Annotated in this window: 14 protein-coding genes; 11 read left to right on the forward strand and 3 right to left on the reverse strand. The window is 66.4% G+C overall.

Annotated elements, in window-relative coordinates; all coding sequences use genetic code 11:
• The first annotated feature begins 119 nt into the window (after window positions 1-119).
• The 11 genes from ACFC0O_RS25160 (at window position 120) to ACFC0O_RS25210 (ending at window position 18,688) form a co-directional block, all read left to right on the forward strand.
• Complete coding sequence (locus tag ACFC0O_RS25160; RefSeq protein WP_364637119.1) at window positions 120-1,130, forward strand: alpha/beta hydrolase family protein; 1,011 nt, start codon at window positions 120-122, stop codon at window positions 1,128-1,130.
• A gap of 292 nt (window positions 1,131-1,422) precedes the next feature.
• The gene (locus tag ACFC0O_RS25165; RefSeq protein ID WP_375963804.1) at window positions 1,423-2,430 is read left to right on the forward strand and encodes an alpha/beta hydrolase; all 1,008 of its coding nucleotides are present in this window, start codon (window positions 1,423-1,425) and stop codon (window positions 2,428-2,430) included.
• Between the two features lie 310 nt (window positions 2,431-2,740).
• Window positions 2,741-3,895: an alpha/beta hydrolase-fold protein gene (locus tag ACFC0O_RS25170; protein ID WP_375961828.1), complete on the forward strand. Its 1,155-nt coding sequence runs from the start codon at window positions 2,741-2,743 to the stop codon at window positions 3,893-3,895.
• A gap of 108 nt (window positions 3,896-4,003) precedes the next feature.
• Window positions 4,004-5,200: an alpha/beta hydrolase gene (locus ACFC0O_RS25175; RefSeq protein WP_375961830.1), complete on the forward strand. Its 1,197-nt coding sequence runs from the start codon at window positions 4,004-4,006 to the stop codon at window positions 5,198-5,200.
• A 111-nt stretch (window positions 5,201-5,311) separates the two neighbouring features.
• Window positions 5,312-7,384, forward strand: coding sequence for an alpha/beta hydrolase-fold protein (locus ACFC0O_RS25180; protein ID WP_375961832.1), 2,073 nt, complete (start codon window positions 5,312-5,314; stop codon window positions 7,382-7,384).
• A 159-nt stretch (window positions 7,385-7,543) separates the two neighbouring features.
• Window positions 7,544-8,083, forward strand: coding sequence for a DUF732 domain-containing protein (locus tag ACFC0O_RS25185; RefSeq protein ID WP_375961835.1), 540 nt, complete (start codon window positions 7,544-7,546; stop codon window positions 8,081-8,083).
• Between the two features lie 2 nt (window positions 8,084-8,085).
• Window positions 8,086-9,054 (forward strand): cutinase family protein, encoded by a 969-nt coding sequence (locus tag ACFC0O_RS25190; protein ID WP_375963806.1) that lies wholly within the window; start codon window positions 8,086-8,088, stop codon window positions 9,052-9,054.
• A 478-nt stretch (window positions 9,055-9,532) separates the two neighbouring features.
• The gene (gene fadD32, locus ACFC0O_RS25195; protein WP_375961837.1) at window positions 9,533-11,455 is read left to right on the forward strand and encodes a long-chain-fatty-acid--AMP ligase FadD32; all 1,923 of its coding nucleotides are present in this window, start codon (window positions 9,533-9,535) and stop codon (window positions 11,453-11,455) included.
• A 140-nt stretch (window positions 11,456-11,595) separates the two neighbouring features.
• Window positions 11,596-16,827, forward strand: coding sequence for a polyketide synthase Pks13 (gene pks13 / locus ACFC0O_RS25200; RefSeq protein WP_375961839.1), 5,232 nt, complete (start codon window positions 11,596-11,598; stop codon window positions 16,825-16,827).
• Window positions 16,828-16,879: 52 nt separating this feature from the next.
• Window positions 16,880-18,424, forward strand: coding sequence for an acyl-CoA carboxylase subunit beta (locus ACFC0O_RS25205; protein ID WP_375961842.1), 1,545 nt, complete (start codon window positions 16,880-16,882; stop codon window positions 18,422-18,424).
• 63 nt (window positions 18,425-18,487) lie between these two features.
• A complete protein-coding gene (locus ACFC0O_RS25210) occupies window positions 18,488-18,688 on the forward strand; it encodes a DUF5988 family protein (RefSeq protein ID WP_330184029.1) in 201 nt (66 codons plus the stop codon).
• Window positions 18,689-18,749: 61 nt separating this feature from the next.
• Here the strand turns inward: ACFC0O_RS25210 and ACFC0O_RS25215 are convergent, their stop codons facing one another.
• From ACFC0O_RS25215 to ACFC0O_RS25225, 3 genes are all read right to left on the reverse strand, one after another.
• Complete coding sequence (locus tag ACFC0O_RS25215) at window positions 18,750-19,520, reverse strand: alpha/beta hydrolase (protein WP_364637136.1); 771 nt, start codon at window positions 19,518-19,520, stop codon at window positions 18,750-18,752.
• A gap of 125 nt (window positions 19,521-19,645) precedes the next feature.
• The gene (locus ACFC0O_RS25220) at window positions 19,646-22,972 is read right to left on the reverse strand and encodes an arabinosyltransferase domain-containing protein (protein WP_375961845.1); all 3,327 of its coding nucleotides are present in this window, start codon (window positions 22,970-22,972) and stop codon (window positions 19,646-19,648) included.
• Between the two features lie 98 nt (window positions 22,973-23,070).
• A complete protein-coding gene (locus ACFC0O_RS25225; protein WP_375961847.1) occupies window positions 23,071-26,316 on the reverse strand; it encodes an arabinosyltransferase domain-containing protein in 3,246 nt (1,081 codons plus the stop codon).
• Window positions 26,317-26,323 lie beyond the last annotated feature (7 nt).

A 26,323-nucleotide genomic window follows, 5' to 3' on the forward strand; every position in this document is an offset into this window, starting at 1 on the left:
TCACAATTCGGTCTCCTGGCCGTTTTCGCGCCGGTCCGCTCCGAATAACCGCATATAGAGGAGCGAACGCTTCTCCATTTCTGTTGTGGTCAACGGCGATCGCGGTGAAAGGCGAATCGATGAGGTCTGTTCGGACACTCGGCTCGGTCCAGGTTCGGCACGGCCGCACCTTCCTGCGCCGTTCGGTCGCCGGTCTCGCGATGGCGCTCGCACTGCCCTGGATGGTCGCCCTGGGCCCCGCGGCGGCCCCGGCGGCCGCGAGCTTCGATCCGGGCGGACAGGACTTCTGGGTCGACTCCAGCATGGGCCCGATCAAATCCCGCGTCTTCCGCGCGGCCGACGGCAACACCCAGCGCGTGGTGTACGCCCTGGACGGCCTGCGCGCCCGAAACGACCTGTCCGGCTGGGAGATCGACACCGAGGTCGAGCGGGTGCTGACCGCCTGGAATATCAATGTGGTGATGCCGATCGGCGGCCAGTCCAGCTTCTACTCGGACTGGATGGCGCCCAGCAATACCAACGGCCAGGCCACCGCCTACAACTGGGAAACCTTCCTCACCCGGGATCTGCGCTATGCGCTGCGCGACCGGCTCGGCTTCAATCCGAACGGAAACGGCGTATTCGGTCTGTCCATGGGTGGGAGTGCGGCGCTGGTGATGGCGGCCTATCATCCCGATCAGTTCCGCTATGCCGCTTCATATTCCGGATATCTGAATATTTCCGCGCCGGGTATGCGCGAGGCGCTGCGGCTGGCGCTGCTGGATGCGGGCGGCTTCAACATCGACTCCATGTGGGGACCGCCGTGGAGCGAATTGTGGCTTCGCAACGATCCTTTCGTGTTCGCACCGCAGCTGCGGGCCAATGGCACCCGATTGTGGATATCCACAGGTAACGGCCGGCCGAGTGCGCGCGATGCGGTGAACTCGCCACTGGATGCTTACAACCTGACGAATGCGGCGGGTCTGGAGACTGTCGCACTGGCGAATACCCGTGCGTTCCAAGCCCGTATGGACTCACTCGGTCCCAGCAATGCGGTGTTCGACTACACCCCCGAAGGTGTGCACAGCTGGAAGTACTGGGAGGACCAGGTCTACAAGATGCTGCCCGATCTGAGCGCGAACATCGGCTGACCGTAAGGATTTTCCTGTTGCCGCGACATCACTGATGATTCGCGATAAGGTCACCGCACGATTACGGTCTGGATTTAGCATCACCTTGCCAACCGTGTGGAAGGTCGAATACCCTCCAGCGAGCGCATGTAACCAGACCGTGGGAGCGCCTCACTCACTTCGGAGCGTCGGGATTCGTCGTGGGTGCTGATCGCTTATGCAGCAACGGTATTGCCCGTTCGCGCAGAGCGACTACAACTGAACTAACAGCAGTAGAGAAGGAGCAGTATCCATGCGTTTCGGCAGGTCTGCCATGCCGGGTGGAGTCCAGTCCAGACGTGGTGTTCAGCGTGGATGGGGAACACGACTTCTGGCTGCGAGCGCCGCGGCGCTGGCCATTCCGACCGCCGCAGCGGTCGCGGCCCCGACGATCGCCATGGCCGCTCCGATCGCGGGCCCGGTGCACCGCACCCCGGCCGGCGGTTACGAAGAGCTGATGGTCCCGTCCAGCATGGGCCCGGTCAAGGTGCAGGTGCAGTGGGCGAAGAACGGCGGCAACAAGGCGCTGTATCTGCTCGACGGCCTGCGCGCCCGCGATGACAAGAACGCCTGGTCGTTCGAGACGAACGCCCAGCAGCAGTTCGAGAACGACGATGTCACCCTGGTGATGCCGGTCGGCGGTCAGTCCAGCTGGTACGCGGACTGGACCTCGGCGAGCAATACCAACGGTCAGAAGTACACGTACAAGTGGGAGACGTTCCTCACTAGGGAGCTCCCGGATTTCCTTGCCGGATACGGTGTTTCGCGCACGCAGAATGCCATTGTCGGGCTGTCGATGAGTGGTCCGGCCGCACTGCGCATGGCCGCCTACCACCGCGATATGTTCAAGCACGCCTCCTCGTTCTCCGGTCCGCTGAACTGGAACGCGCCGGGTATGCGTGAGGCCATTCGCGTCATGATGCTCGATGCCGGTCGCTTCAATGTGGATTCCATGGCCGCGCCGTGGAGCCCGGCGTGGCTGCGCATGGACCCGTCGGTGTTCGCGCCGCAGCTCAAGGGTCTGCCGATGTACATCTCGGCCTCCAGCGGTCTGCCCAGTGGCGCCGATGCGGCGTCGGGTGTGTTCAATACCGCGAATGCCATGGGCATCGAGGCCATTTCGATGGTCACCACCCGTTTGTTCCAGGGCCGGATGAATCAGCTGGGTATCGGTCAGAATGTGACCTACGACTACCCGGCGATCGGTGTGCACAACTGGAAGAACTGGGAAGCGGAGCTGTGGAAGGCTCGCCCGCAGATTCTCGCGGCGCTGAACTCCTGATTTCCGGTTTCCGGCAAATCTAGACATACAGGACCGGCCATCCCGACGGGGTGGCCGGTCCTTTGTGTATGCCGAAGTTCGGAAGCCGCAGGGGCGGAAGCGAACTAGTGTTGCACCTGTGGCAAGAGGTAGACGACGGAGACCCGGGTGGGGTGGGCTCGTGGCGCTTGCGGCGGCTACGACGGTTCTGATCGGGGGAGGGACTGCCACGGCGGATCCCGGTGCGGCGCAAGTATCGTCGATACCGGCCATTCGAAATGTGGTGTGGCTGACCGATAGACGGGTCGCCCTGTGGGTCGATTCGCCATCGATGGGGACTCGGATCCAGGTGCAGCTGCTGCTGCCAAGGGAGTGGAATATCAAGCCGGACAGCAGATTCCCGGCCCTTTTCCTGCTGGATGGTTTGCGCGCGGCCGATGACGAGAACGGCTGGACCAAAGACGCGGGGGCACAGGCTTTCTACGCCGACAAGAACGTCACGGTGGTGCTCCCGGTAGGCGGTCAGTCCAGCTTCTACACCGACTGGCGTAAGCCCGACAACGGCAAGTTCTACCGGTGGGAAACGTTCCTCACCAAGGAATTACCGCCCCTGCTGGACCGGGAGTGGCGCACCGGCAATGTGCGCGCCATCGCGGGCCTGTCCATGGGTGGCACCGCGGCCATGACGCTGGTCGGCCGCAATCCCGGCTTCGCGCGTTTCGCGGCCTCCTATTCCGGCCTGCTGACCACCACCACTCTCGGTATGCCGCAGGCGATTCGGTACTCCATGCATGATTCCGGCGGCTACGACTCCGATGCCATGTGGGGATCGATCAACGATGCGGAGTGGGGCACGCACGATCCGTACGCGCTGGCCGAACATCTCAAGGGTGTGAGCCTGTACGTCTCCAGCGGCAGCGGGCTGGTGGGCGTCTACGACATCCCCTCCGGTATCCCGGGGGTGAGCACCAGTTTCACGGCGACGGCGCTGGAGATGCTGGCCAGGGTCTCCTCGCTGCAGTTCGTGGCCAAGCTGAACAAGCTGAGCATTCCGGTGCAGGTGAATTACCGTCCGTCCGGGACGCATTCGTGGCCGTACTGGGATTTCGAGATGCGGCAGTCCTGGCCGCAGGCGGCGGCCGCGCTGGGTGTGGAGGCCGCCAAGCCGGGGTGCGCGTCGGCGGGCGCGATTCTGCCTGTGGCGCTGGCGAAATCATGGCTCGGCGAATGCCTCACCCCGGAGTTCGCGGTGGCGGGCGGTGCGGCGCAGGATTTCAAGGGCGGCCGGGTGTTCTGGTCGCAGGCGGGTGGTGCGCATCCGGTGGGCGGAATGATCGGCGGCGCGTACGAGGGAGCGGCGGGACCGACTGGGGCACTCGGATTTCCGATTAGCGACGAAAGTCCTATTTCGAATGGCGTGCGGCAGAATTTCCAGCACGGATTCATCGACTTTCACGACGGAAAAGCCGAAATACACGCCAGCTGACCGAGATACCGGCCAGTTACCCCCTATGCACCGGTAAAGTGCTGCCCTGTCCGTGACGCCGGTCACGTTTGGTGTCGTTCCCCCTTTGCGGTTCAGGAGCACATTCTGATGGCAGTAACGGGTGCGTCATGCCCAGATTCGGTTCGGAAAACTGTTTCGGCCCAGCGCACCTCGGCTGCCGGGCGCGCGCACAATTGGCGTCGCCGGGTGCTGGCGGCCGCCCTGACGGTGACCGCCCTCCCGGGTGTCGCCGTGCTGCCTGGTATGTCGGGACTGCCCGGCATCGCCGGGACGGCGCAGGCCGCGCCCACCGGTCCGCTGCGCCAATCACCCGATGGCACAGTCGAACCCGCCGGTGAGACGGGCAGCACGCCCGCACCGGTGGCCGAGCCCGCCCCACCCGCCCCGCCGCCGGGCGCACCCGGCGCGCCCGCCGCCGAGCCCGCGCCAGAACCCCCGCCGCGCCCGCGCTTCGAGGAATTCATGGTGCCCTCCAGCATGGGCCCGGTGAAGGTGCAGGTGCAGTGGGCAAAGAACGGCGGCGACGCCGGGCTGTATCTGCTCGACGGTCTGCGCGCGCGAGATGACTTCAACGCCTGGACATTCGAGACCAACGCGCTGCAGCTCTTCGCCGACGACAACATCAATCTGGTGATGCCGGTCGGCGGCCAGTCCAGCTTCTACACCGATTGGCGCGCGCCCTCGAGCACCAACGGCCAGAAGTTCACCTACAAGTGGGAGACCTTCCTGACCGAGGAGCTGCCCGCGTTCCTGGAGCCGATGGGGGTGTCCCGCACCAAGAACGCGATCGCCGGACTCTCCATGGGCGGTTCCGCGGCGCTGGCGCTGGCGGCGTATCACCGCGATATGTTCAAGCACGCCTCCTCGTTCTCGGGCTACCTGAACATCTCCGCGCCGGGTATGCGCGAGGCCATCCGGCTCGCCATGCTCGATGCCGGTCGCTTCAATGTGGATTCGATGGCGTGGCCGTGGAGCCCGCAGTGGTTGCGGATGGATCCGTTCGTCTTCGCGCCGCAGCTGCGCGGTCTGCCCATGTACATCTCGGCGTCCTGGGGTGTGCTGGGCGCGCACGATGATCCGGAGAACGGCGCGTTCAACACCTTGAACGCGGTGGCGCTGGAGGCGCTCTCGATGTTGAACACGGTGTCGTTCATGTCGCGGATGAACGAGCTCGGCATCGGCGCGCACTACAGCCTGCCGACCAAGGGCACGCATTCGTGGGGCTATTGGCAAGACCAGTTGACCGGTGCGCGCCCGGACATTCTGGCGGCGCTGGGCGCGTAGCCGGGAACTCGTACCGGACGAGTCCAAAAAGAAACCGGTCGTTTGCTGTAGTGCCCTCGATTACCGCGCGTCCTACCGGGCGGCGGACCTGATCGGGGGTACAACACTTGTGTGGTTGGAGTTGTCAGTGGGACGAAGCGGGCGCGCCGACGCTGGGCGGCATGCGCCGTCGCAGCCGTGTTTCCGCTGGCCGCAGCTATTTTCGGGGGTGCGGGCGGGATAACCGGCGCGGGTATCGCCGCCGCCGAACCCGACGCCGCCCCGAGCGTGCCCGCCACCGTGCAGAAAGCGGTGTGGCTGGGAGATCGCCGGGTGGCCCTCTGGGTCAATTCACCCGCCACCGGAGCACCCGTCGAGGTGCAATTGCTGCTGGCCCGCGACTGGCGCGCCAAACCCGACGCCAAATTCCCGGTCATGTACATGCTCGACGGCCTGCGCGCCACCGATGACGAGAACGGCTGGACCAAGGACGCCGGCGCCGCCGGATTCTTCGCCGACAAGAACGTCACCGTGGTGCTGCCCGTCGGCGGCCAGTCCAGCTTCTACACCGACTGGCTGCAACCCGATCAGGGCCGCAACTACAAGTGGGAGACCTTCCTGACCAAGGAACTCCCGCCGCTGCTGGAAAGCCAGTGGCACGCCACCAATGTGCGCGCGGTATCCGGACTTTCGATGGGCGGCTCGGCCGCCATGATGCTCGCGGCCCGCAATCCCGGCTGGGTCCGGCACGCCGCGTCGTACTCCGGCTTCCTCACCCTCACCACGCTCGGCATGCCGCAGATGGTCAATTTCGCCATGAAGGACGCGGGCGGATTCGATTCCGGCGCCATGTTCGGGCCGCCGTCCAGCCCGGAGTGGAAGGCGCACGACCCGTACGAGCTCGCCGACAAGCTCAAGGGCATCGGACTGTACGTCTCCAGCGGCAGCGGCACCGCGGGCGCCACCGATCCACCCGGTGAACTGCCCGGGCTGACCACCAATTACGCGGGCATGGGCCTGGAAGTGCTGTCCCGCTTGAGCACTCAGAACTTCGTCGCGAAACTGAACAAGCTGAATATCCCGGTGCAGGTGAGCTACCGTCCGTCCGGCACGCACACCTGGCCGTACTGGGATTTCGAGATGCGCCAGTCCTGGCCGCAGACCGCGGCCGCGCTCGGCGTCGACAGCAGCCTCAGCGATTGCAAGCCCGGCGGTGCTATCGGCGGCGCGCTGGCCCTGAACAATTGGCTCGGCGACTGCCTCACCCCCGAGTACCCCGTCGGCAATGGCGGTGTGGCACAGGACTTCCGCAATGGCGTGATGCTCTACTCGCCCGCGACCGGCGCACAGCCGGTCGGCGGCGCGATCGCGGGCAGCTACTCCGGGCTCAACGGCGCGGCCAGCGGCCTCGGCTTCCCGACCGGCGGGGACGCGCCACTGCCCGACGGTCGCGGCCGCTTCCAATCGTTCCAGGGCGGTTCCATCTACTGGACCCCGCAGACCGGCGCGCAGATGGTGCGCGGCGCGATCCTGGACGCCTGGGGCAAACAGGGTTTCGAGCGCGGACCGGCCGGATATCCGAACGGTCCGGAGATCGCCACCCCCAACAAGGACGGCGTGGTGCAGGGCTTCGAGAACGGCCCGATCTACTTCAGCCCCAAGACCGGAGCGCATATGGTGCAGGGCCTGATCCTGGGTCGCTACGCCCAAATCGGTTTCGAGAACAGTCCTTTCGGCTTCCCGATCAATGAGGAGCAGGGCCTGCGCGACCTCGGCCGCTTCGTGGCCTTCGAGGGCGGCAATATCTACTGGAGCCCGCTCTCCGGAGCCTGGGGCGTGCGCAAGGGACCGATCATGGAGGCTTGGGCCGCACAGGGTTTCGAGAACGGCGGCCTCGGCTTCCCGATCGGCGATGAGGGCACCAACCCCAATGGCACTGTGCAGCAACCCTTCCAGGGCGGCACGGTAATGGTGCAGGACGGCCGCGCCCAAGCCTTCGGCCTGGACGGCAAGCCGATCGGCGCCCCCGTCGGCGGCCCGCCCCCGGCACCGGCCCCCACCACTCCCACACCGGCTCCGGCCGCCGCACCCGTGCAGCCGACGGCCCCGGCGCAACCGGCGGCCCCGGCCGTCGAACCGGCGCTACCGGCGGAAATGTTCCCGCTGCCCATTCCGGCCCTCGGGCCCGAAGTGCGTCCCAACTGACCGGTAGGTGTTTTTCGAGTGCGAAATCGGGTACCGCCGAGAGCACCATCGGACACTGAGAAGTGCATGAGGTTCGCAAAGGGAGCGGGGACGTGCGCCGAGGTTGCCGCTAGCCTGGGTGCGACCTTGTGCCCGCAGACAGATCAAGGAATCCATCACATGCATCGGACCCGTGGAAAGGTTTTCGGCGTAGTGCTCACTGTCGCCGCAGCCGGACTGCTTGCCGCCTGTGGCAACAATGATTCGACCGCGACGAGTACGCCCACGCTGGCTCCGACCACGACCAAGACCTCGGCGGCCGCCACCACCGCGCCCGCCGGCGGCGGCTCCACCGATCAGCCCGCACCGCAGACCTCCGAGGCCGCGCCCACCACGGTGCCGCAGGCCGAGCGTCCGCAGCCGGTGCCGAGCCAGTTCCTCACCACGCCCAGCGGCACCCCGGCGCTGACCGATCGCGACAAGACCTTCCTCGAGGAGCTCAAGAAGCGCGGAATCAACCCGGGCGCACCGGATATCGCGCTCACCGCGGGCAGCCTGGTCTGCCAGGGCACCGCCGAAGGCGCCACGCAGGATCAGATCATCACCTACGTGACCGCCATCGCCGGATCGGATCCGTCCTTCGACGAGTCGAAGATGTCGGTCGATCAGGCGGGCAAGATCTACTACGAAGTCGCCTCGAAGAGTTACTGCAACAAGTGACCATCCGACGCCGCTCCGGAAGCCGGTCGAAACCGGCGGGTTGCCTGCTGCTCATCGCCGCGATCGTGATCGTCATCATCGTGGTGCTGCTGCTGTGGTACCTGCTGGCGGGCCGGCTCCGGCTGCCGGGACCGAAACCGCCCGGGCCGAAGGAGCCGACCTCGCAGTCGGCGGACTGCCCGGATGTGCTGATGCTGTCGGTCCCGGGCACCTGGGAATCCAGTAGTGCCGACGACCCGTACAACCCGGCCTCGAATCCGGCGTCGCTGATGCTCAATATCTCGAACCCGGTGCGGGAGAAGTTCCCGAACGATCGGCTCGAGGTCTACACCGTTCCGTACGTGGCGCAGTTCTCGAATCCGATCGCGCTGCCCCCGGACGGTCAGCAGTCCTACAACAACAGTCGTTCCGAGGGCATCACGCGCGCGACCGACAAGCTGGCCGCCACCTACAAGGCGTGCCCGCTCACCACCTACGTCATCACCGGCTTCTCGCAGGGCGCGGTGATCGCGGGTGATGTGGCCGCACAGATCGGCGCGGGCAAGGGGCCTATCCCGGAGAACAAGGTGCTGGGCGTGACGGTCATCGCCGACGGGCGGCGCGATCAGGGTCCGGGTCAGGCCACCGAGATCGGGCAGTCACCCGCCGGTGTGGGCGCCGAGGTGGCGCTGCGCGGGCTCAATGTTCCGGGCATCACCATGACGGGACCGCGAGACGGCTTCGGCTCCTTGGCCAATCGCACCTTCACCATCTGCGCGCCGGGCGACATGATCTGTGATTCGCCCAAACAGGCGCTGAACCCGATGAACATCCTCAGCAGCGTCGGCACCCTGGTGAAGGCCGCGGGCAATCCGGTGCACAGCCTGTACAACGGATTCGTCGTCGACGAGAACGGCACCACGGCCACCCAGTGGACCGTGAGCTGGGCAGATGGCCTGATTGAGAACGCGCCGCATCCCGCCCACTCCTGAAGTTCCGACCGACCCCCCAGTTTCAGGGTCACGCTGTAAAGTGCTCCGAGTCGTGTTACCGGCGAGTCCGGTAAGCGGTTCGGTCCGGACAGCCAGGAGCAGGTGTTGATGACAGCAGTGGGGTTCGGCACACCCGCGCCGTCCCTCGCCCGGGCGACCCGGGTGCGGCAATTCACATCCCACCCCTCGGGGCGGGGGGTTGCGCACCCAAACCATCGCATTCGCGCCGGTGATCCCGTATGTGCGAGTCGAGTGAGCTGGGATATGTTTAGCCGCTCCGGAGCATGGCAGGGTGGCTCCTCTGTAACATGACCCTGGTTTGAGTACATCTAGCCAATAGACGGTCACCGCGCAGACCGCAACGGAATTCTGCAGGTCGGCTCTTCAAGAGCTTCCCGCGGGCGAAAAGTCGGGGCCTCACAGGCAACAGCGGCATCGTCGCCGCCCATGTCGCGTGTGCCTCGGAGGAGAAGAAGGAATGGACGAGACTTTCGACGATTACCTCGACGAAACGGGGAACATCACGATTCCCGAGGGGCGCACCCTCGTCGACTACGTCGAGAAGCACACCCACGGGAACGACGCCGATGATCTGGCTTACCGGTACATCGACTACTCACGCGAGCGCGACGGTGTGTATCAGGATCTGACCTGGAGTCAGTTCGGCGTTCGGCTGCGCGCGGTGGCTGCACGTCTGCAACAGGTGACCAAGCGTGGTGATCGTGTCGCGATCCTGGCCCCCCAGGGCCTCGATTACGTCATCTCCTTCTTCGCTGCCATCTACGCGGGCACCATCTCGGTACCGCTGTTCGATCCGGACGAGCCGGGCCACACCGACCGCCTGCACGCGGTGCTCGGTGACTGCACGCCCTCGGCGATCCTCACGGCCAGCTCCTCCGCCGCCGGGGTCCGCCAGTTCTTCCGTGGTCTGCCCGCCGCGCAGCGGCCCCGCATCATCGCGGTCGACGCGATTCCCGACAGTGTCGGAGAGTCGTGGATCCGGCCCGATATCGCGGTCGACGATATCGCGTATCTGCAGTACACCTCGGGTTCGACACGCGTCCCGGCGGGTGTCGAGATCACCCACCGCGGTGTCGGCACCAACGTGCTGCAGATGGTGAACGCGCTGGACCTGAACTGGAATTCACGCGGCGTCACCTGGCTGCCGCTGTACCACGACATGGGTCTGCTGACGGTGATCCTGCCCGCCGTGGGCGGTAAGTACATCACCATCATGTCGCCGTCCGCGTTCGTGCGGCGGCCCTCGCGCTGGATCCAGGAACTGGCCGCGGTCTCCGACGGCGCCGGAACCTTCGCCGCCGCACCGAACTTCGCGTTCGAGCACGCCGCCGCGCGTGCCGTGCCGAAGAACGGTGAATCACTTGATCTTTCGAATGTGATCGGCCTGATCAACGGCTCCGAGCCGGTGACCACCGGATCCATGAAGAAGTTCAACGAGGCGTTCGCTCCGTTCGGCCTGCCCAAGACCGCCATCAAGCCCTGCTACGGCATGGCCGAGGCGACCCTGTTCGTATCGGCCACCCGGCACGAGGACGAGGCCAAGGTCATCTACGTCGATCGCACCGAGCTCAATGCCGGTCGCATCGTGAAGGTGGAGCACGGTACGCCGAACTCCATCGCCCAGGTGTCCTGCGGTTATGTCGCACTCTCGCAGTGGGGTGCGATCGTCGATCCGGAATCGCTCGATTCCCCCGAGGGCGCGACCGAGCTGCCCGAGGGCCGGGTCGGTGAGATCTGGTTGCACGGCAACAATGTCGGCATCGGCTACTGGGGTCGCGCCGAGGAGACCCAGAAGACCTTCCGGAATCGGATCGTCAACCGGGTCGCCGAGGGTTCGCACGCCGAAGGTGTTCCGGCCGACGGCAATTGGCTGCGCACCGGCGACTACGGCGTCTACGTGGACGGCGAGCTGTACATCACCGGCCGCGTCAAGGACCTGGTCATCGTGGACGGCCGCAACCACTACCCGCAGGATCTGGAGTACTCCGCGGGGGAGGCGTCCAGCGCGCTGCGTGCCGGTTTCATCGCCGCGTTCTCGGTCCCGGCCAATCAGCTGCCCGCCGAAGTCTTTGCCGCGGACAGTCATTCGGGTCTGACCTTCGACGCGGACAACGGTTCCGAACAGCTGGTCATCGTGGCCGAGCGTGGTCCGGGTGCCGGTAAGGCCGATCCGGGTCCGATCGCGGACGCGGTCCGCGGTGCGCTCTCCGCTCGTCACGGAGTGACCGCGCGCGACATTCTGCTGGTACCCGCGGGCTCGATTCCCCGCACCTCCAGTGGCAAGATCGCGCGTGCCGCATGCAAGGCCGCGTACATCGAAGGCACGCTGCGTGGTGGTTACACGCAGCAGGCCTTCCCCGATGCTCCTGACGAGGAGTGAGGCCGAGCATCTAACGTGGAGTGGCGCGGGCCGGACAGGTCCGCGCCATTCATGCTTGGAGCACACCACCGTCCCCGACGGGAACGGTGAAATCTCAATACCGCCGCGCACGGTACGCAGACAGGTAACTTGAGGAATTGATGGCTGAGAACGAGGGCACGTCCCCCACCCAGACGACCGACAATGCTCCGACGGTGTCCGAAGGCGCCGCGAAACCGGCTCCCACCGGTGCGAACATGTCCGTGGGCGAGCTGCAGGAGTGGCTGCGCCGCTGGGTCGCCGACGCGACCGGGCAGCCGATCGAGAAGATCACCACGGACCGGCCGCTGGAGGAATTCGGCCTGGCCTCACGCGATGGGCTCGCGCTCGGCGGTGACATCGAGGATCTGACGGGGGTCATCCTCAATCCGACCATCGTGTTCCAGCACCCGACGATCGCTTCGCTGTCGGAGCGAATCATCAACGGGGAACCCGATCTTCCGGCCGAATCGGCTGACGACTCGTTCTACACCGCCGGGTACACCCCGGACGAGGCGCACGATATCGCGATCGTCGGGCTGTCCACGCGTCTGCCGGGTGCGGGCGAGACACCCGAATCCACCTGGGAATTCCTGATCAATCGCGGTGACGGCATACGCGATCTACCCGAGGGCCGCTGGTCCGAGTTCATGAGCGATCCGCGTGCGGCCGAGGCCATCGCGAACGCGAATACCAAGGGTGGCTACCTCGATCAGAACGTGATCAAGGGCTTCGACGCCGAATTCTTCGCCACCTCACCGGTCGAGGTCGAGCGCATGGATCCGCAGCAGCGGTTGACCATGGAGCTCACCTGGGAAGCCTTGGAGCACGCCAGGATTCCGGCGAACACCCTCAAAGGGCAGCCGGTCGGCGTATACATCGGTTCGTCCGGCAACGAGTTCATGCTGATCGCGGCGATGAGTGTCGGTAGCAGCCAAGACGGTGAGACGAAGACGCCGCTCTCGGCCGAGGCCTACGGCATCATGGGCAGTGTTTCTTCGATCATCGCCAACCGCACCTCCTATTTCTTCGACTTCCGCGGCCCGTCGGTGGCCATCGATACCGCATGCTCGTCCTCGCTGGTGGCGGTACACGACGCGGTCCGCGCGCTGCGCAGCGGTGAAGCTGATCTGGCGGTGGCCGGTGGCGTGAACGCGCTGGTCGCGCCGATGCCCACACTGGGGTTCGACGCCAACGGCGGTATCGCCAAGGATGGTCGCCTCAAAGCATTCTCGGCCGATGCCGATGGTTTCGTGCGTGGCGAGGGCGGCGCACTTGTGGTGCTCAAGCGCCTGGCCGATGCCGAACGCGACGGCGACAAGATCTACGCCGTGGTCAAGGGCTCCGCGGTCAACAATGACGGTCGCTCCAATGGCATGCTCGCGCCGAATCCGGATGCGCAGGCCGAGGTGCTGCGCCGTGCCTACCGGGATGCCGGAATCGCACCCTCCAGCGTGGATTACATCGAGGCGCACGGCACCGGCACGCTGATCGGTGACCCGATCGAGGCGGACGCGCTCGGTCGCGTCGTGGGTCGTGGACGTGAGGCCGACAAGCCCGCCCTGCTCGGTTCGGCCAAGACCAACTTCGGTCACCTGGAGTCCGGTGCGAGCGCTGCCGGTCTGGCCAAGGTGATCATGGCGTTGCAGCACAATGTCATTCCGCCGACCATCAACTACTCGAGCCCGAACCCATATATTCCGTGGGATCAGGTGCACCTGCAGGTTGTCGATCAGCCCACCGAGTTCCCGCGCTACAGCGGTACCGCCACTGTCGGCGTCTCCGGCTTCGGTTTCGGTGGCACCAACGCGCACGTGGTCATTCAGGAGTACGTGCCCACCGCGGCCGCCTCCGCCCCCGCCGCCGATACCGTCGACGGCGATCTCGATGACGAGACCACCGATGTGCTGGCCGAGGCCGAGCGCATCGTCTCCGACGGCACCGAAACCGCTGCGCCGGAACAGGAGTGGACCCGCGAGGAGCCGCTGCCGGTGATCCTGCCGGTGTCGGCGTACCTGCCCTCGCGCCGTAAGCGCGCCGCCGCGGATCTGGCCGATTGGCTGGAATCCGAAGTGGGACAGGCGACTCCGCTCGAGGATGTGGCCCGTTCGCTGGCCAAGCGCAATCACGGCCGTTCGCGCGGCGTGGTCATCGCCACGACCCGCGATGAGGCGATCGCCGGTCTGCGCGCCATCGCGGAGGGCAAGCCGGGCACCGGCGTCTTCACCGCCGACGCCCCGGCCGCCAAGGGCCCGCTGTGGGTGATGGCCGGTTTCGGCGCACAGCACCGCAAGATGGGCAAGCAGCTCTACACCGAGAACTCCATCTTCCGTAAGACCGTCGACCAGGTCGACGAATACGTGCAGGACGAGGCCGGTTACTCGGTCGTCGAGATGATCCTCGACGATGAGCAGGACTGGGATATCGGCACCGGTCAGGTCGGCACCTTCACCATTCAGCTCGGCCTGGCGGCCGTGCTGCGCGCGCACGGCGCACAGCCGGAAGGCGTTGTCGGACATTCACAGGGTGAGGTCGCGGGCTCGTACATCTCCGGCGGCCTGAACCTGGAGGACGCGGTCCGCGTCATCTGCGCCCGTTCGCGGCTGATGGCCGAGGGCGAGGCCATGCTCACCGATGATCAGGTGCGCAATATGGCGCTGGTCGAATATTCGGCCGAGGCCATCGAGGAAGTCCTGGTCGACTACCCGGATCTGGAGGTCGCGGTGTACGCCGCGCCCACCAACACCGTGATCGGCGGCCCGCCGGATCAGGTGCACGCGATCGTGGCGCGCGCCGAGGCCGAGGGCAAGTTCGCGCGCGTCCTGCAGACCCGCGGCGCGGGCCACACCTCGCAGATGGACATGCTGCTCGGTGAATTGGCCGCGGAGCTGGCCGGTTTGGAGCCGACCGCGCTGAAGCACGACCTGTACTCGACGGTGCACAAGGACGGCGTCTACCGCGCCGGTCACGCCCCCGTGCACGATGTGGACTACTGGGTCACCAATATGCGCGGCTCGGTGTACTTCACCAATGCCATCCGGCAGGCCGTGGACACCGGCATCACCACCTACCTGGAGCTCGCGCCGAATTCGGTGGCGCTCATGCAGGTGCTGGGCACCACCTTCGCGGCGGGCGTGCACAATGCCGCGCTGATTCCGACGCTCAAGCGCAAGGAAGACGAATCCGCCGCCGTCGTATCGGCTTTGGCGCAGCTGTACGTGCAGGGCCACCCGGTGGATCTGCCGTCGCTGCTGTCCGCCGGTGATTACGCCGATGTGCCGCGTACCGCGTTCGTGCGCAAGCAGTACTGGCCCAAGGTCAACCTGTCCGGTGATTCCGGCAGCAGCCGGATTCCGGGCGCGCACGTCGCCCTGCCGGACGGCCGCCACGTGTGGGAGGTGCAGGCCACCGCCGCCGAGGATCTCACCGCGCTGGTGAAGGCGGCTGCGGCACAGGTGCTTTCGGATGTCGCCGTGGGCGCGTCCGTGGCGCACGGCGCGATTCCGGCCGCCGGCACCCTGACCACCACGCTCACCCCGCATCCGGGCGGCGCGTCGGTGTCGGTGCACGCCAAGGAGGGCAACGCCTTCCGTGCGCTGTTCGACGCCGTGGTCACTTCGGGTGCACCGCTGCCGGAATCGGTTGTGACACAGCCTGTTACGGCCGCGGCGAGCGCCGAGACCGCGCTGGCCGCCGCCGTCGAGGTGGTCGAGGAGGCCGGTGAGCGCTGGAACCCGAACGGTTCGCAGACCATCGAGCAGCGCCTGGCGATCATCGTCGCCGAATCCATGGGTTATGCCGTGGAGGATCTGCCGATGGAGATCCCGCTCATGGAGCTGGGTCTGGACTCGCTGATGGCCATGCGCATCAAGAACCGCGTCGAATACGAATTCGACATCCCGCAGCTGCAGTTGCAGGCGGTCCGCGATGCCAGCCTGCTCGAGGTCGGCAAGGTGCTGCGCTACGCCATCGAACACCGTGATCAGCTGGACGCCATCGCCAAGCGGCAGGCCGCGGGCGAGGACATCGCGGTCGACGCCGATTTCGTGAGTGCGGCACGGGCCGCCATGGCCGCGGGCACCGATCCGCTGGCCGCGCTGCCCGACGCCACCGCCAACGCGGTGCCGTCCCTCGCCGACCGCCTGGACCGCGAGACCACCGACGTGGTCGCGGCCGCCACCGAGATCGTCGTGGAAGCCGAAGCCGCCGAGGGTATTTCGCTGACCCCGGCCGATATCGAGGCCGCGCCGCCGGTCGCCGAGACCGATAAGGACAATGTCCCGCCGCGTAATGCGCCGGAGCGCTTGGCCTTCGGCACCTGGGCGCTGGCCACCGGCAAGTCCGCGGGCGGCATCTTCAATCCGCTGCCCGAGCTCGACGAGGCCACCCTGACCAAGCTGGTCGACCGGCTCTCGGAGCGGGTGAAGGCTCAGGTCAGCGTCGAGGACGTGCGTGCCTGCACGACCATCGAGAAGCTGGCCGATCTGGTCGCCACCTATCAGGAGCACGGCGATGACGTCGAGGGCTTCGTGCGCACGCTGCGCGCGAAGGAAGCCGGATCGAATGCGGTGCCGGTCTTCGTCTTCCACGCTTCGGGCGGAAACACGCTCGTCTACGAGCCGCTGCTGAAGCGCCTTCCGGCGGGCACCCCGATGTACGGTTTCGAACGCGTCGAGGGTTCCATCGAAGAGCGTGCGCGCCAGTACATTCCGGAGATTCGCAAGCGGCAGCCGGAGGGTCCGTACTTCCTGTACGGCTGGTCGCTGGGTGGCGTGTTCGCGCTCAAGGTTGCCGAGCTGATGCGCGCCGAGGGCGCGGATGTCCGCGAGGTCGGCCTGATCGATGTGGCACTGCCTTCCCAGCCGCATGTCGACACACCGGAAGAGCGGTTGAACCGGGTGCGTCGTTTCCAGAACTTCGCCAAGAAGACCTATGGTTTCGAGGGCGAGCTGGATGACGAGCAGCTCGAGGAGCTGGCCGCCGCGACTGATGCCGAGCAGATCGATATCGTGTTGCAGCTGGTCAAGTTCGCGGGCGTGGATATTCCGGGCGGCGTGCTCGAACATCAGCGCAGCTCGTACATCGACGGTGGTGAGTTGCAACGCATCTCGCCGCAGCGGTATGAAGGTCATGTCGTGCTGTACCTGGCCGATCGCTACCACGACGGAATCATCGAGCTGGAACCGCGTTTCGCCGAGCGACTGCCGAACGGTGGCTGGGGTGAGCACATTCCGGATCTGGAGATCATCCACATCCCGGGTGATCACATCGATATCGTCGATGAACCGCGTATCGGGGTCATCGGTGCCGATCTGACCAAGAAACTTGGGGCAATCGACACGACCCCGAAATAGCCCCACCGTGAAAAAGGTTCTGCGAAAGTAGGTTTCTACCGAAGGGAGCCCCGTGACCACGACCGCTGAGAAGCTCGCCGACCTGCGACACAAGTTGGCCGTTGCGAGAGAACCGGCGGGTGCGGCGGGGCTGGCGAAGCGGGCCAGGAAGGGTATCCCTTCCGCCCGCGATCGGATCAACATGCTGTTGGATCCGGGCACCTTCGTGGAAATCGGTGCGCTGGTGCGGAATCCGGGTGATAAGAACGCCCTGTTCAGCGATGGTGTGGTCACCGGGCACGGTTTGGTGGAGGGCCGCCCGGTGGCGGTCTTCTCCCATGATCAGACCGTGTACGGCGGTTCGGTCGGAGAGATGTTCGGCCGCAAGGTCGCCGGGATCATGGAGTTCGCGGCCAAGGTCGGCTGTCCGGTGGTGGGCATCAATGATTCCGGTGGCGCGCGCGTGCAGGAGGCGGTCACCTCGCTGGCCTGGTACGCCGAGCTGGGTCGCCGCCAGGAGCCGCTTTCCGGTCTGGTGCCGCAGATTTCGATGATCCTGGGCAGTTGTGCGGGTGGTGCGGTGTACGCGCCGATCAATACCGATGTGGTGGTGGCGACCGAGGCGGCGTACATGTTCGTCACCGGTCCCAAGGTGATTCGCGAGGTCACCGGCGAGGATGTGAGCCTCGAGGAGCTCGGCGGCGCGCGCAATCAGGCCGAGTACGGCAATATCCACCATGTCGCGAAAGATGAAGCGGCAGCGTTCCAATGGGTGCGGGACTATCTCGGCTTCCTGCCGTCCAGCTGTCAGGAGCTCGCCCCGATCGTGAATCCGGGTATGGAACCGGAGCTCACCGAATCGGATCTGGAACTGCGCGGCATCGTCCCCGATGCCGATAACGCGGGCTACGACATGCACGACATCCTGCTGCGCATTTTCGACGACGGCGATTTCCACGAGTTCGGAGAATCCGCGGGGCGCAACGTGATCTGCGGTTTCGCGCGCGTGGACGGTCGTTCGGTGGGTGTGGTCGCCAATCAGCCGCTGGTCTACGCCGGCGCCCTGGATGCCCGCGCCTCCGATAAGGCCGCGCATTTCGTCCGGCTCTGTGACGCGTTCGAACTTCCGCTGGTGTTCGTGGTCGACACCCCGGGCTTCCTACCCGGTGTGGAGCAGGAGAAGATCGGCGTCATCAAGCGCGGCGGCCGTTTCATCTTCTCCTTCGTGGAGGCCACGGTTCCCAAGGTGACGGTGGTGATCCGCAAGTCCTACGGCGGCGGTTACGCGGTCATGGGTTCCAAACAGCTCGGCGCGGATGTGAATCTGGCCTGGCCCACCGCGCGGATCGCGGTCATGGGCGCGGAGTCGGCCGTAACCCTCATCGGCGCAAAGTCTTTGGACGCGGCCCCGGAGGAGCAGCGCGCCGCCATGCGCCAGCAGATGATCGACTTCTACAACGCCACCATCGCGACCCCCTGGGTGGCGGCCGAGCGCGGCTATATCGACGGTGTCATCGACCCGGCTTCGACCCGGCTGGAAATCCGCCGTGCCCTCCAGGTCCTGCGGGATAAGACGCTGCCGCGCAACCCCCGTAAACACCACCTGCTGCCCCTGTAGGCGCGGCTCGCCGATTGTGCTGAATCGGTCGGTCGGGTGGGGTGGATGTGAGAGCCTTCAGCTATGAGTAGCTCACCGAAGGCATTGCTCGAAGGCGGACCTGACGGGCTGGAACAGCGGATCGTGCCCATTACGCCGCCGGGTATCGAGTTGAGGGTTGCGCACGGGGGCGGGTACGAGCGGTTCAAGGTGACGCCGCGGTGGGAGGACACCCCGGAGGGCAGCCTCCCCGTCTACGAGTGGGTCGCGCACACCGAGCACTGAGTTGACTCGGACAGGCACCGAATGAACTCGGACGGGCACTGAGAGAGCATAAGCACTGCGATCAGGCGGGAGCGGCGCGGCGGATGGGCTGTCGCGTCGGGACCGGATCGTTGGTCAGGAAGTCGGCGATCAAGGGGTAGACCTCGTTCGGCTTCTCCATGACCAGCAGGTGCGAGGTGCCGGGAATGATCGCGAGTTCGGAATCGGGAATCGCCCGGTAGAGGGCGATGGTGTGTTCCAGGGAGACGGAGTCGTCGTCACCGGACATGACCAGCGTGCGGGTGGAGACGGCCTTCAGATCCTCGGGGGTGAGATCGGGCTGCGTCTCCCACATTTCGGCCAGTTTGCGGGCCACGATCGGGAAGTGCTCTTCGCCGTCGGGTGAGACCGCGCCGTAGTTCGAGCCCAGGTAGCGCATGGTCTCTTCGTCTTCGAAGCCGTCCAGCACGCCGGGCAGAATGCCGTCGTAGTGGAAGTTCCCGCTGATCAGCACGAGCTTGCGGACCAGGTCGGGGCGGCGCAGTGCCACCAGCAGGGCCACGTTCGCGCCGTCGCTGTGCCCGATGAGGTGCGCGGGTTCGCGGACGACCTGTTCCAGGAACGCGATGGTGTCCTCGGCCATGACGTCATAGGAGATCGGGCCGGGCACATCGGGGGTGTGCCCGTGGCCGCGGCGATCGTTCGTGTACACCCGGAAGCGGCCGACGAGCGAGGGCATGGCGGGCGCGAACATGCGCGAATCGACGAAGGCGCCGTGCAGCAGGACCACGGCTTCACCGTCGCCGTGCACGTCGTACCAGGCCGCCACATCGCCGAGTTGCATGTTCACCATGGGCTCTATCCTCCCGGGTGGGTCGCGCCGGTCTCACAACGGGTGCCCACTGATGGTGAGGCGACCCCGGAAACGGAACCGGCCGCCCGCGTTTCGCGGACGGCCGGTTGTCGTTCGAGGGGAGGTCAGGCCCGGAGTTTGCCCGGTGACCAGAGTCCGGAGCGGGTTTGCGTCCCGGTCTGGATCTCGGCCGGATTCGCCCGGTAGTACGGCGTGTACTTCTCCAGCGAACCCCAGTCGCGCGCCCAGTTGTCCTTCAGATAGGTGGGCACGGTCTCGGAGGAGCCGAGCATTTCCGCCCAGCCGAGCGGTCCGCCGAATTCCTCCGCCTGCCAGGTATTGGTGGAGCTGATGGCGAGCGGGCGGTCCGGCAGGATGCGGAAGTTTGGCACCTCGGCCACGCCGTAGCGGTGGTCGAACGGCCGCTGGCACGGGAATTGCAGGCCGACGGCCCAGTCCTCCAGGATCGGCTGTTCGGTGCCCAGGTAGCTGTTGAGCGTCTGCAACTTCGGCATGCGCGGCGGGGTGAACGCCAGCCACTGATCACCGATGAGGATCGGATCGTTGGCGTTGATGCGAATCACGTCGGTGCCGTCCGGCAGTGCGTCCACCGGCACCCGCAGATTGCGCCAGGACGGTGCCGGGCCGATGTCCTGCGGCCGGTAGTTGCCGGGCAGCTGGCTGACCGATCCGTCCGCGTTCTGATGGCCGAACTCGACCAGCAGCTGCTGGCCGTAGGTCATATTGCCGGTGTCGTCGAAGGACATGATGCGCCCGGCCGCCGAGATCACGATGAGCGGTGAATCGGCCGAGCGGGCTGGCAGCTGGTACCAGCTGGAGATCAGGCTGGCGGGCTGCTGCACGCCGTCCTGCCAGCTGCCCATGATCGGGGTGGTGGCCGGGTCCAGGCCGAACGGCAGCGCCACGGTGGATCCGTTCACGCCCTCCGCGCCCTTACCGCCGCCGGTGCCCGCGTTCTGGCCCTTCTCGAAGGCCGGTCCGACGGTCTGGTTGGAGGTGTTGCCGGTGCCCGGCTTCACCTCGACGCTGTCGGCGTCGAGCTTCTCGGGAACTCCGTTGGGGGAGAAGCCCTTCGGATCCGCACCGGCGAGCGGATCGCCGTTCAGCGGCGGATGCGCCGGATCGATGACCGGAGTCAGGTTGCCGCCGTTGACATTCGGTTCCACCAGCACGTCATTGGCGAGCCCGCAGCTCTTACCGGACAGCGCGTCGAAGTTGGAGCGGGCCAGCGAGTACGCCGGGTACTGCGTGGCCGCGCCCTTGACCAGCGACAGCACCTCGAACGCCACCATGAGCGCCGCGACGACCGTCAGCGGAATGGCGGCGAATTTGCGAACTCGCCTGCCGCGCGCGGTCTTTCCGTTCGCCATCGGTTTGGCGTAGCCCTCGCGCAGTGACTGCCAGGCCACCACCGCGAGCGCGAGGCCGAAGAACACCAGCATCAGCGTGTTGGACTGGAAGCCGTGCAGTGAGACGCGCTTGTCGAACCACGGCACGCCGTAGCTGGAGACGTACCAGTAGCCGTTGATGCCCGAGAACGCCAGCGCGAGCGTGAACATGAGCCCGGCCAGGAAGACCGAGCGGTTCTTGCGCGAGCGCAATGCGGTGGCGGACACCGCGACCGCGGTCACCGCCGCCAGCGCGCCCGCGATGCCCGCGTACGAACCGAAGTGGTGGGTCCACTTGGTCGGGTTGAACATCATGAAGAAGATGGTTCCGAACACCACGCCCAGCAGTCGCCAGGTCGGTCCGGAGGCGATGCCCGGCACCTGCCGCCGGCGCAGCAGCACCAGCAGCGTGGTGACCAGGCACAGGATCATCACCAGGAATGCGAAGCGGCGTGCCAGTGATCCGTCGACGGTTTCGACGAACAGGTAGTAGTAGCGCAGATAGTCCTCGTACCAGGCCAGATTCGGTCCGGTGGCCTGCCGCACCCGGTTGGCCTCCATGATTCCGGCGAAGGTCTGATCGCCGAAGACGACCACCAGCACCAGGAATCCGGCCGCGGCGATGGGTGCGAGCAGTGCGAGATCACCGAATTGTTTACGCCTGCGCACCACGATCCGCACCAGCGGCCGGATACCGGCGAGCAGTGCCGCCACACACATCAAACCCGTTGGGGCCGCGGCCAAGGTGAAGGCCGCGACCAGGACCGCGACCGCGGCGGGCAGCAATCGTGAAGTGGCGATGGCTCGTTCGATGGAGACCCAGGTCAGCAGCGCGCCCAGCGCGACGATGGGCTCGGAGCGCAGGCCGTTGTCGTAGGGCAGCCAGAAGGCCAGGAACACCAGGCCGCCGGTCCACAGCGCCACCTTGGAGGTGGCGACGCCGCGCCCGAGCCGGGGCACCACCTCGCGGCTGATGACCAGCCAGCAGAGAATGCCGCACAGCAGCGCGGGAATTCGCACCCACGGGCTCGCGGTGGAGATCTCCGCGAACGCCTGGATGACGTAGTAGTACCAGCCGAACGGCGCTTCCGGAACGCCGAACCAGCGGAAGTAGTTGGCCATGTATCCCGCGTGCGGTGCGACGCGCACCATGGTCAGGATGTAGCCGTCGTCGGAGGTGTTGGCGCCCACGAAATGCCAGAGCGTCAGCGTGCCGATGATGCCGCCGTCCGCCCAGGTCGGCTGCAGCCAGTGCCGGGGGAAGATGCGCCGGTGCCCGCGCCCGTCGCTGGTGTCGAGTACCGCCAGCGCGCCCATGGCCAGCAGGGTCAACAGCACGGCCGCGATGATGGCGACCAGTTTGATGAGCGTCGGCGACGACGAGAACCGCGAGTCCACATTCATGTGGAACGAGAGGCCCTGCGGCACATCACCTTTCAGATCGGTGAAGACGCCGACCACCTGCGGCCGCAGATCCCCGAGCAGCGAGTTCTCCACCGGCACGGTGACGAGTTCGCGGCCGCCGTCGGCGGTCGGCTTCTCGATGGTCCGGTTGAGGCCCTCGAACTTCGCGTAGGTGCGCTTGGCATCGGATTCGATGACGATGGCGGAGCATTCGGTCATCTCCGAGCGCTGCGCCGACACCACGACCGCATTGCGATCGAGCACGTCGACGGTGTCGCCGGAGACTCGGACGAACAGTCCCTCCAGGTCCGCGCCCTTGCCCTGCGGCGGCGCGGTTGCCAGCAGAATGCCGCCGCGCGGATCCAATTGCCCGATCGCCGAACAGGGGATGGTGGCGCTCAAATCGATCGGCACCTGCGACATGAGCGGTGCGTCGACATTGCCGAGGGTGCCGTTCTGCGGCCAGTTCACCACCGCGGTGGTCTGGGTGACCGGAAGGAACGGCGTCGCCAGCGCGAACAGCGCACCGAGCACACCGGCGACGATCGCGATCATCTTCGCGATGCGGAAGTCGCGCGGCGTCGCGGTGGGAATCGGCGGCGTTGGCGGTTTGCTCAATACAGCGGAGGCGTCGGGCACGGTTGCTGATGGTATCTGCCCCCGGCCCGAGTGGCGCTCTTCACTCCGGCGGCGCGACACGTATGCCGTGTCGCACCCGATTCCCGCGGTGTCGCCGGTTACTTCGCCCTGATCGGCGAGTCCTTCGCCAGTCCGGAGCGCGTCTGCACCGTCACATCCGGCGCGGCCTGCACCGCGTCCGGGACGTACGGGGTGAACTGCTCCAGCGAACCCCAGTCCCGGCCCCAGTCATGGTTCAGATAGGATGGTTTGGTCTGCGATTTCAGCAGCAGTCCGGTCCAGCCGAGCGGGCCGCCGCCGATATCGTCCTGCCAGGCATTGGAGGCGTCCGCACCGGTGCGGTCGGGCAGGATGCGCCACTGCGGCACCTCGGCGATGCCGTCGTGGTGGTCGAACGGGCGCTGGCAGGGGAAGGCCAGGCCGACGTGCCAGTCCTCGAGCACCGGAGCCTGATGGCCGACAAGCGAATTCAGGGTTTGCAGTTTCGGCAGTCGAGGAGGGGTGACAGCCAGCCACTGTTTGGGTGTTATGTCCGGATCATTGGCGACCAGGCGGATGCTGTTGGCGCCCACCGGGATATCGGCGATCGGCACCCGCAGATTGCGCCACGACGGTGCGCCACCGATATCCAGCGGCCGAATCCGATTCACCTCGCTCATGGAGCCGTCGGCGGCGCGGGTGCCGTATTCCACCCACAGGTCCGCACCGTAGGTCTCCACATGATCCTTGTTGATCGAGCGGATGCGCCCGGCCGCGGTCACGATGAGCACTTGATAGGCGGGGTCATTCCGAACGCTGTCGGAGAGGTCGACCCTGTACCACTCGGTGGTCAGCTTGGCCGGAGCCTGATCACCTTCGGTGTAGCTGCCCATGACCGGCGTGCGCGCCGCGTCCAGCCCGAACGGCAGTGCCACCGTGGAGCCGTTGACACCGGCCTGCGTGGTCTTACCGCCGCCGGTACCCGCGCCGGTGGTGTTGGTGGTCTTGTTGTCGTCCTTGTTCACCGAGTTGGCTCCGCCGGTGACGGTCTCCTCGGCATCGGCGGTGAGATCGGTGGCGACGCCGTTCGGGGTGAATCCGGTGTTCTCCGCGGCCAATCCGTCGGCGGCCGCGCCGGTCCACGGTTGCAGCAGTGAGTCCGCGGTATTCGTCTCCACCAGTACGTCATTGGCGAGCGCGCACGAATCGCCCTTCAGCGCATCGATATTCGACTTGGCGATGCTGTACGCCGGGTACTGGCTGACCGCGGCCTTGGCCAGTGACAGCACCTCGAACAGCACCAGCAGCGCGGCCGCGATGGTGAGCGGCATGCTCGCGAATTTATCGAAGGCGCGCACCGGTTTCGGCTGCCGGTACGGTTCGCGATAGTGCTGGAAGGCGGCGATGAGCAGGCACAGGATGGCCAGGCCGAGGAAGAGCGTGGACAGGCCCTTGCCCGCGATCAGCGGGGCCTTGTCGAACCACGGCACGCCGTAGCTGGACACGTACCACCAGCCGTTGGGTCCGGTGAAGGTGATAGCCAGCAGGAACAGCACCGCCGCGCAGAACAGCGTCCGATTGCGCGGGGAGCGAATCCCGTTGACGCCCACCGCGACCGCCGCCAGCGCCGCCACCGATCCGGCGAGTCCGGCGTAGACGCCGAAGTGGTGCGTCCACTTGGTGGGCGTGAACATCATCAGGAACAGCGACATGAACACGATGCCGAGAATGCGCGCGGACGGTCCGCGTGAGGCCCCGGGAATCCGGCCGTTCTTGCGCAGCATCACCATGACGCAGACGCCCAGGCACAGCAGCATGGCGAGAATGCCGAACCGGCGGGCCAGCGATCCGTCGGGGGAGAGCATGAGCAGCGAATCCCAGCGGGTGCGTTCGTCGAACCAGGCCACGTTCGGCCCGATGATCTTGCGCACCCGGGTGGCCTCCAGCACCGAGGCCAGCGTCTGATCACCGAAGACGACCACCAGCACCAGGGTTCCGGCGGCGACGCCCGGCGCGAGCAGTGCGGCGTACCGCAGCAGCGCCGATCCGGTTCCCTTGGCCTGCTTGATGATCACCTGGAGCACCGGTCGCGAGCCCGCGATGAGGGCCGCGATGCAGATGAGCCCGGTCGGCCCGGCGGCGAGCGAGAAGGCCGCGATCAGCACGCCGACGGCGGCGGGCAGCAGTCGCCCGGTGGCGATGGCGCGCTCGATGGAGCACCAGGTCAGCAGCGCTCCCGCGGCGATGATCGGTTCCGGCCGCAGTCCGTTGTCATACGGCATCCAGGCGGCCAGGAACACCAGTGCGGCGGTCCACACCGCGACATTGTCGCGGCGCACCCGAGCGCCCAAGCGCGGCAGTACTTCCCGGCTGATCACCAGCCAGCACACGATGCCCGCGAGCAGTGACGGCAGGCGCATCCAGGGGCTGGAATCGCTGATCCGGGTCATCCAGACCAGCACTTCGTACGGCCACCCGAACGGTGCTTCGGCGACGCCGAACCAGCGGTAGTAGTTGGCCATGTAGCCCGAAACCTTGGAGGCCCGAGCCATATTCAGGATGTAGCCGTCATCGGAGGTATTGGCCCCGATGAAATGCCACAGCACCAGCGTGCCCAGCGCCACGCCGTCGACGAGCCGGAAGCGCCACCAGTGCGCGGGCAGGAACCGGCGCGGCCGCCGCCCGTCCCGGGTGTCGAGCAGATGCAGCGCGTACAGCGACAGCAGCGTGAACAGCACCGCGCCGATGATCGCGGCGTACTTGAGCCAGCTCGGGCTGGAGGTGAATCGGGCGTCGATATCCGCCTGCGCGGCACCGGTTCCGAGCTGTGCGCGGCTCAGATCGGTGAACATGCCGACCACCTGCGGCCGGGTGTCCCCGCCCACGCTGCCGGCGAACGGCGTGCCGTCCTTGCGGCTGACACCGGTGAGCTCGACCCGGGTCGCGCCGGCATCGGAGTGCAGGGTCAGCGCCGTGCAGTCCTGGATCTCGGCGACGGGTGCCGACAGCAGCGGGATATTGCGCAGCAGCACCGACAGCGTGGGCGCGGCCTCGGCCCCCTCGTCGACCTTGATGACCAGGCCCTTGTCGATGGCCTTGCCCGAGGCGACCGGCACCGTGGAGAACAGCGTCCCCTTCGGCAGCTCCCGCAGCACCTGGCACGGCAGGTTCACATCCAGGTTCAGCGGCACATAGGACACCAGCGGCGCGTCGATATTCGCCGAATCCCCCTGTGGCCAGTGCACGGTGGGCCGGTCCTGCCGTACGGGCAGGACCGGGGTCAGCACCGCCAGCAGGAATCCGAGAATTCCGGATACCACGGCGAGCAGTCGGACTCGATGAAACGCTCGGGTGTCTTCGCGCACGAGTGCC

The sequence above is a fragment of the Nocardia sp. NPDC056100 genome (genome assembly GCF_042266325.1).
Taxonomy (GTDB): Bacteria; Actinomycetota; Actinomycetes; order Mycobacteriales; family Mycobacteriaceae; genus Nocardia.

Bases quoted from the DNA above. Each gene is read 5' to 3' on its own strand.
- ACFC0O_RS25160 (WP_364637119.1), top strand. From the start codon at position 120: ATGAGGTCTGTTCGGACACTCGGCTCGGTCCAGGTTCGGCACGGCCGC.
- ACFC0O_RS25165 (WP_375963804.1), top strand. From the start codon at position 1,423: ATGCCGGGTGGAGTCCAGTCCAGACGTGGTGTTCAGCGTGGATGGGGA.
- ACFC0O_RS25170 (WP_375961828.1), top strand. From the start codon at position 2,741: ATGGGGACTCGGATCCAGGTGCAGCTGCTGCTGCCAAGGGAGTGGAAT.
- ACFC0O_RS25175 (WP_375961830.1), top strand. From the start codon at position 4,004: ATGGCAGTAACGGGTGCGTCATGCCCAGATTCGGTTCGGAAAACTGTT.
- ACFC0O_RS25185 (WP_375961835.1), top strand. From the start codon at position 7,544: ATGCATCGGACCCGTGGAAAGGTTTTCGGCGTAGTGCTCACTGTCGCC.
- fadD32 (WP_375961837.1), top strand. From the start codon at position 9,533: ATGGACGAGACTTTCGACGATTACCTCGACGAAACGGGGAACATCACG.
- pks13 (WP_375961839.1), top strand. From the start codon at position 11,596: ATGGCTGAGAACGAGGGCACGTCCCCCACCCAGACGACCGACAATGCT.
- ACFC0O_RS25210 (WP_330184029.1), top strand. From the start codon at position 18,488: ATGAGTAGCTCACCGAAGGCATTGCTCGAAGGCGGACCTGACGGGCTG.
- ACFC0O_RS25215 (WP_364637136.1), bottom strand. From the start codon at position 19,520: ATGGTGAACATGCAACTCGGCGATGTGGCGGCCTGGTACGACGTGCAC.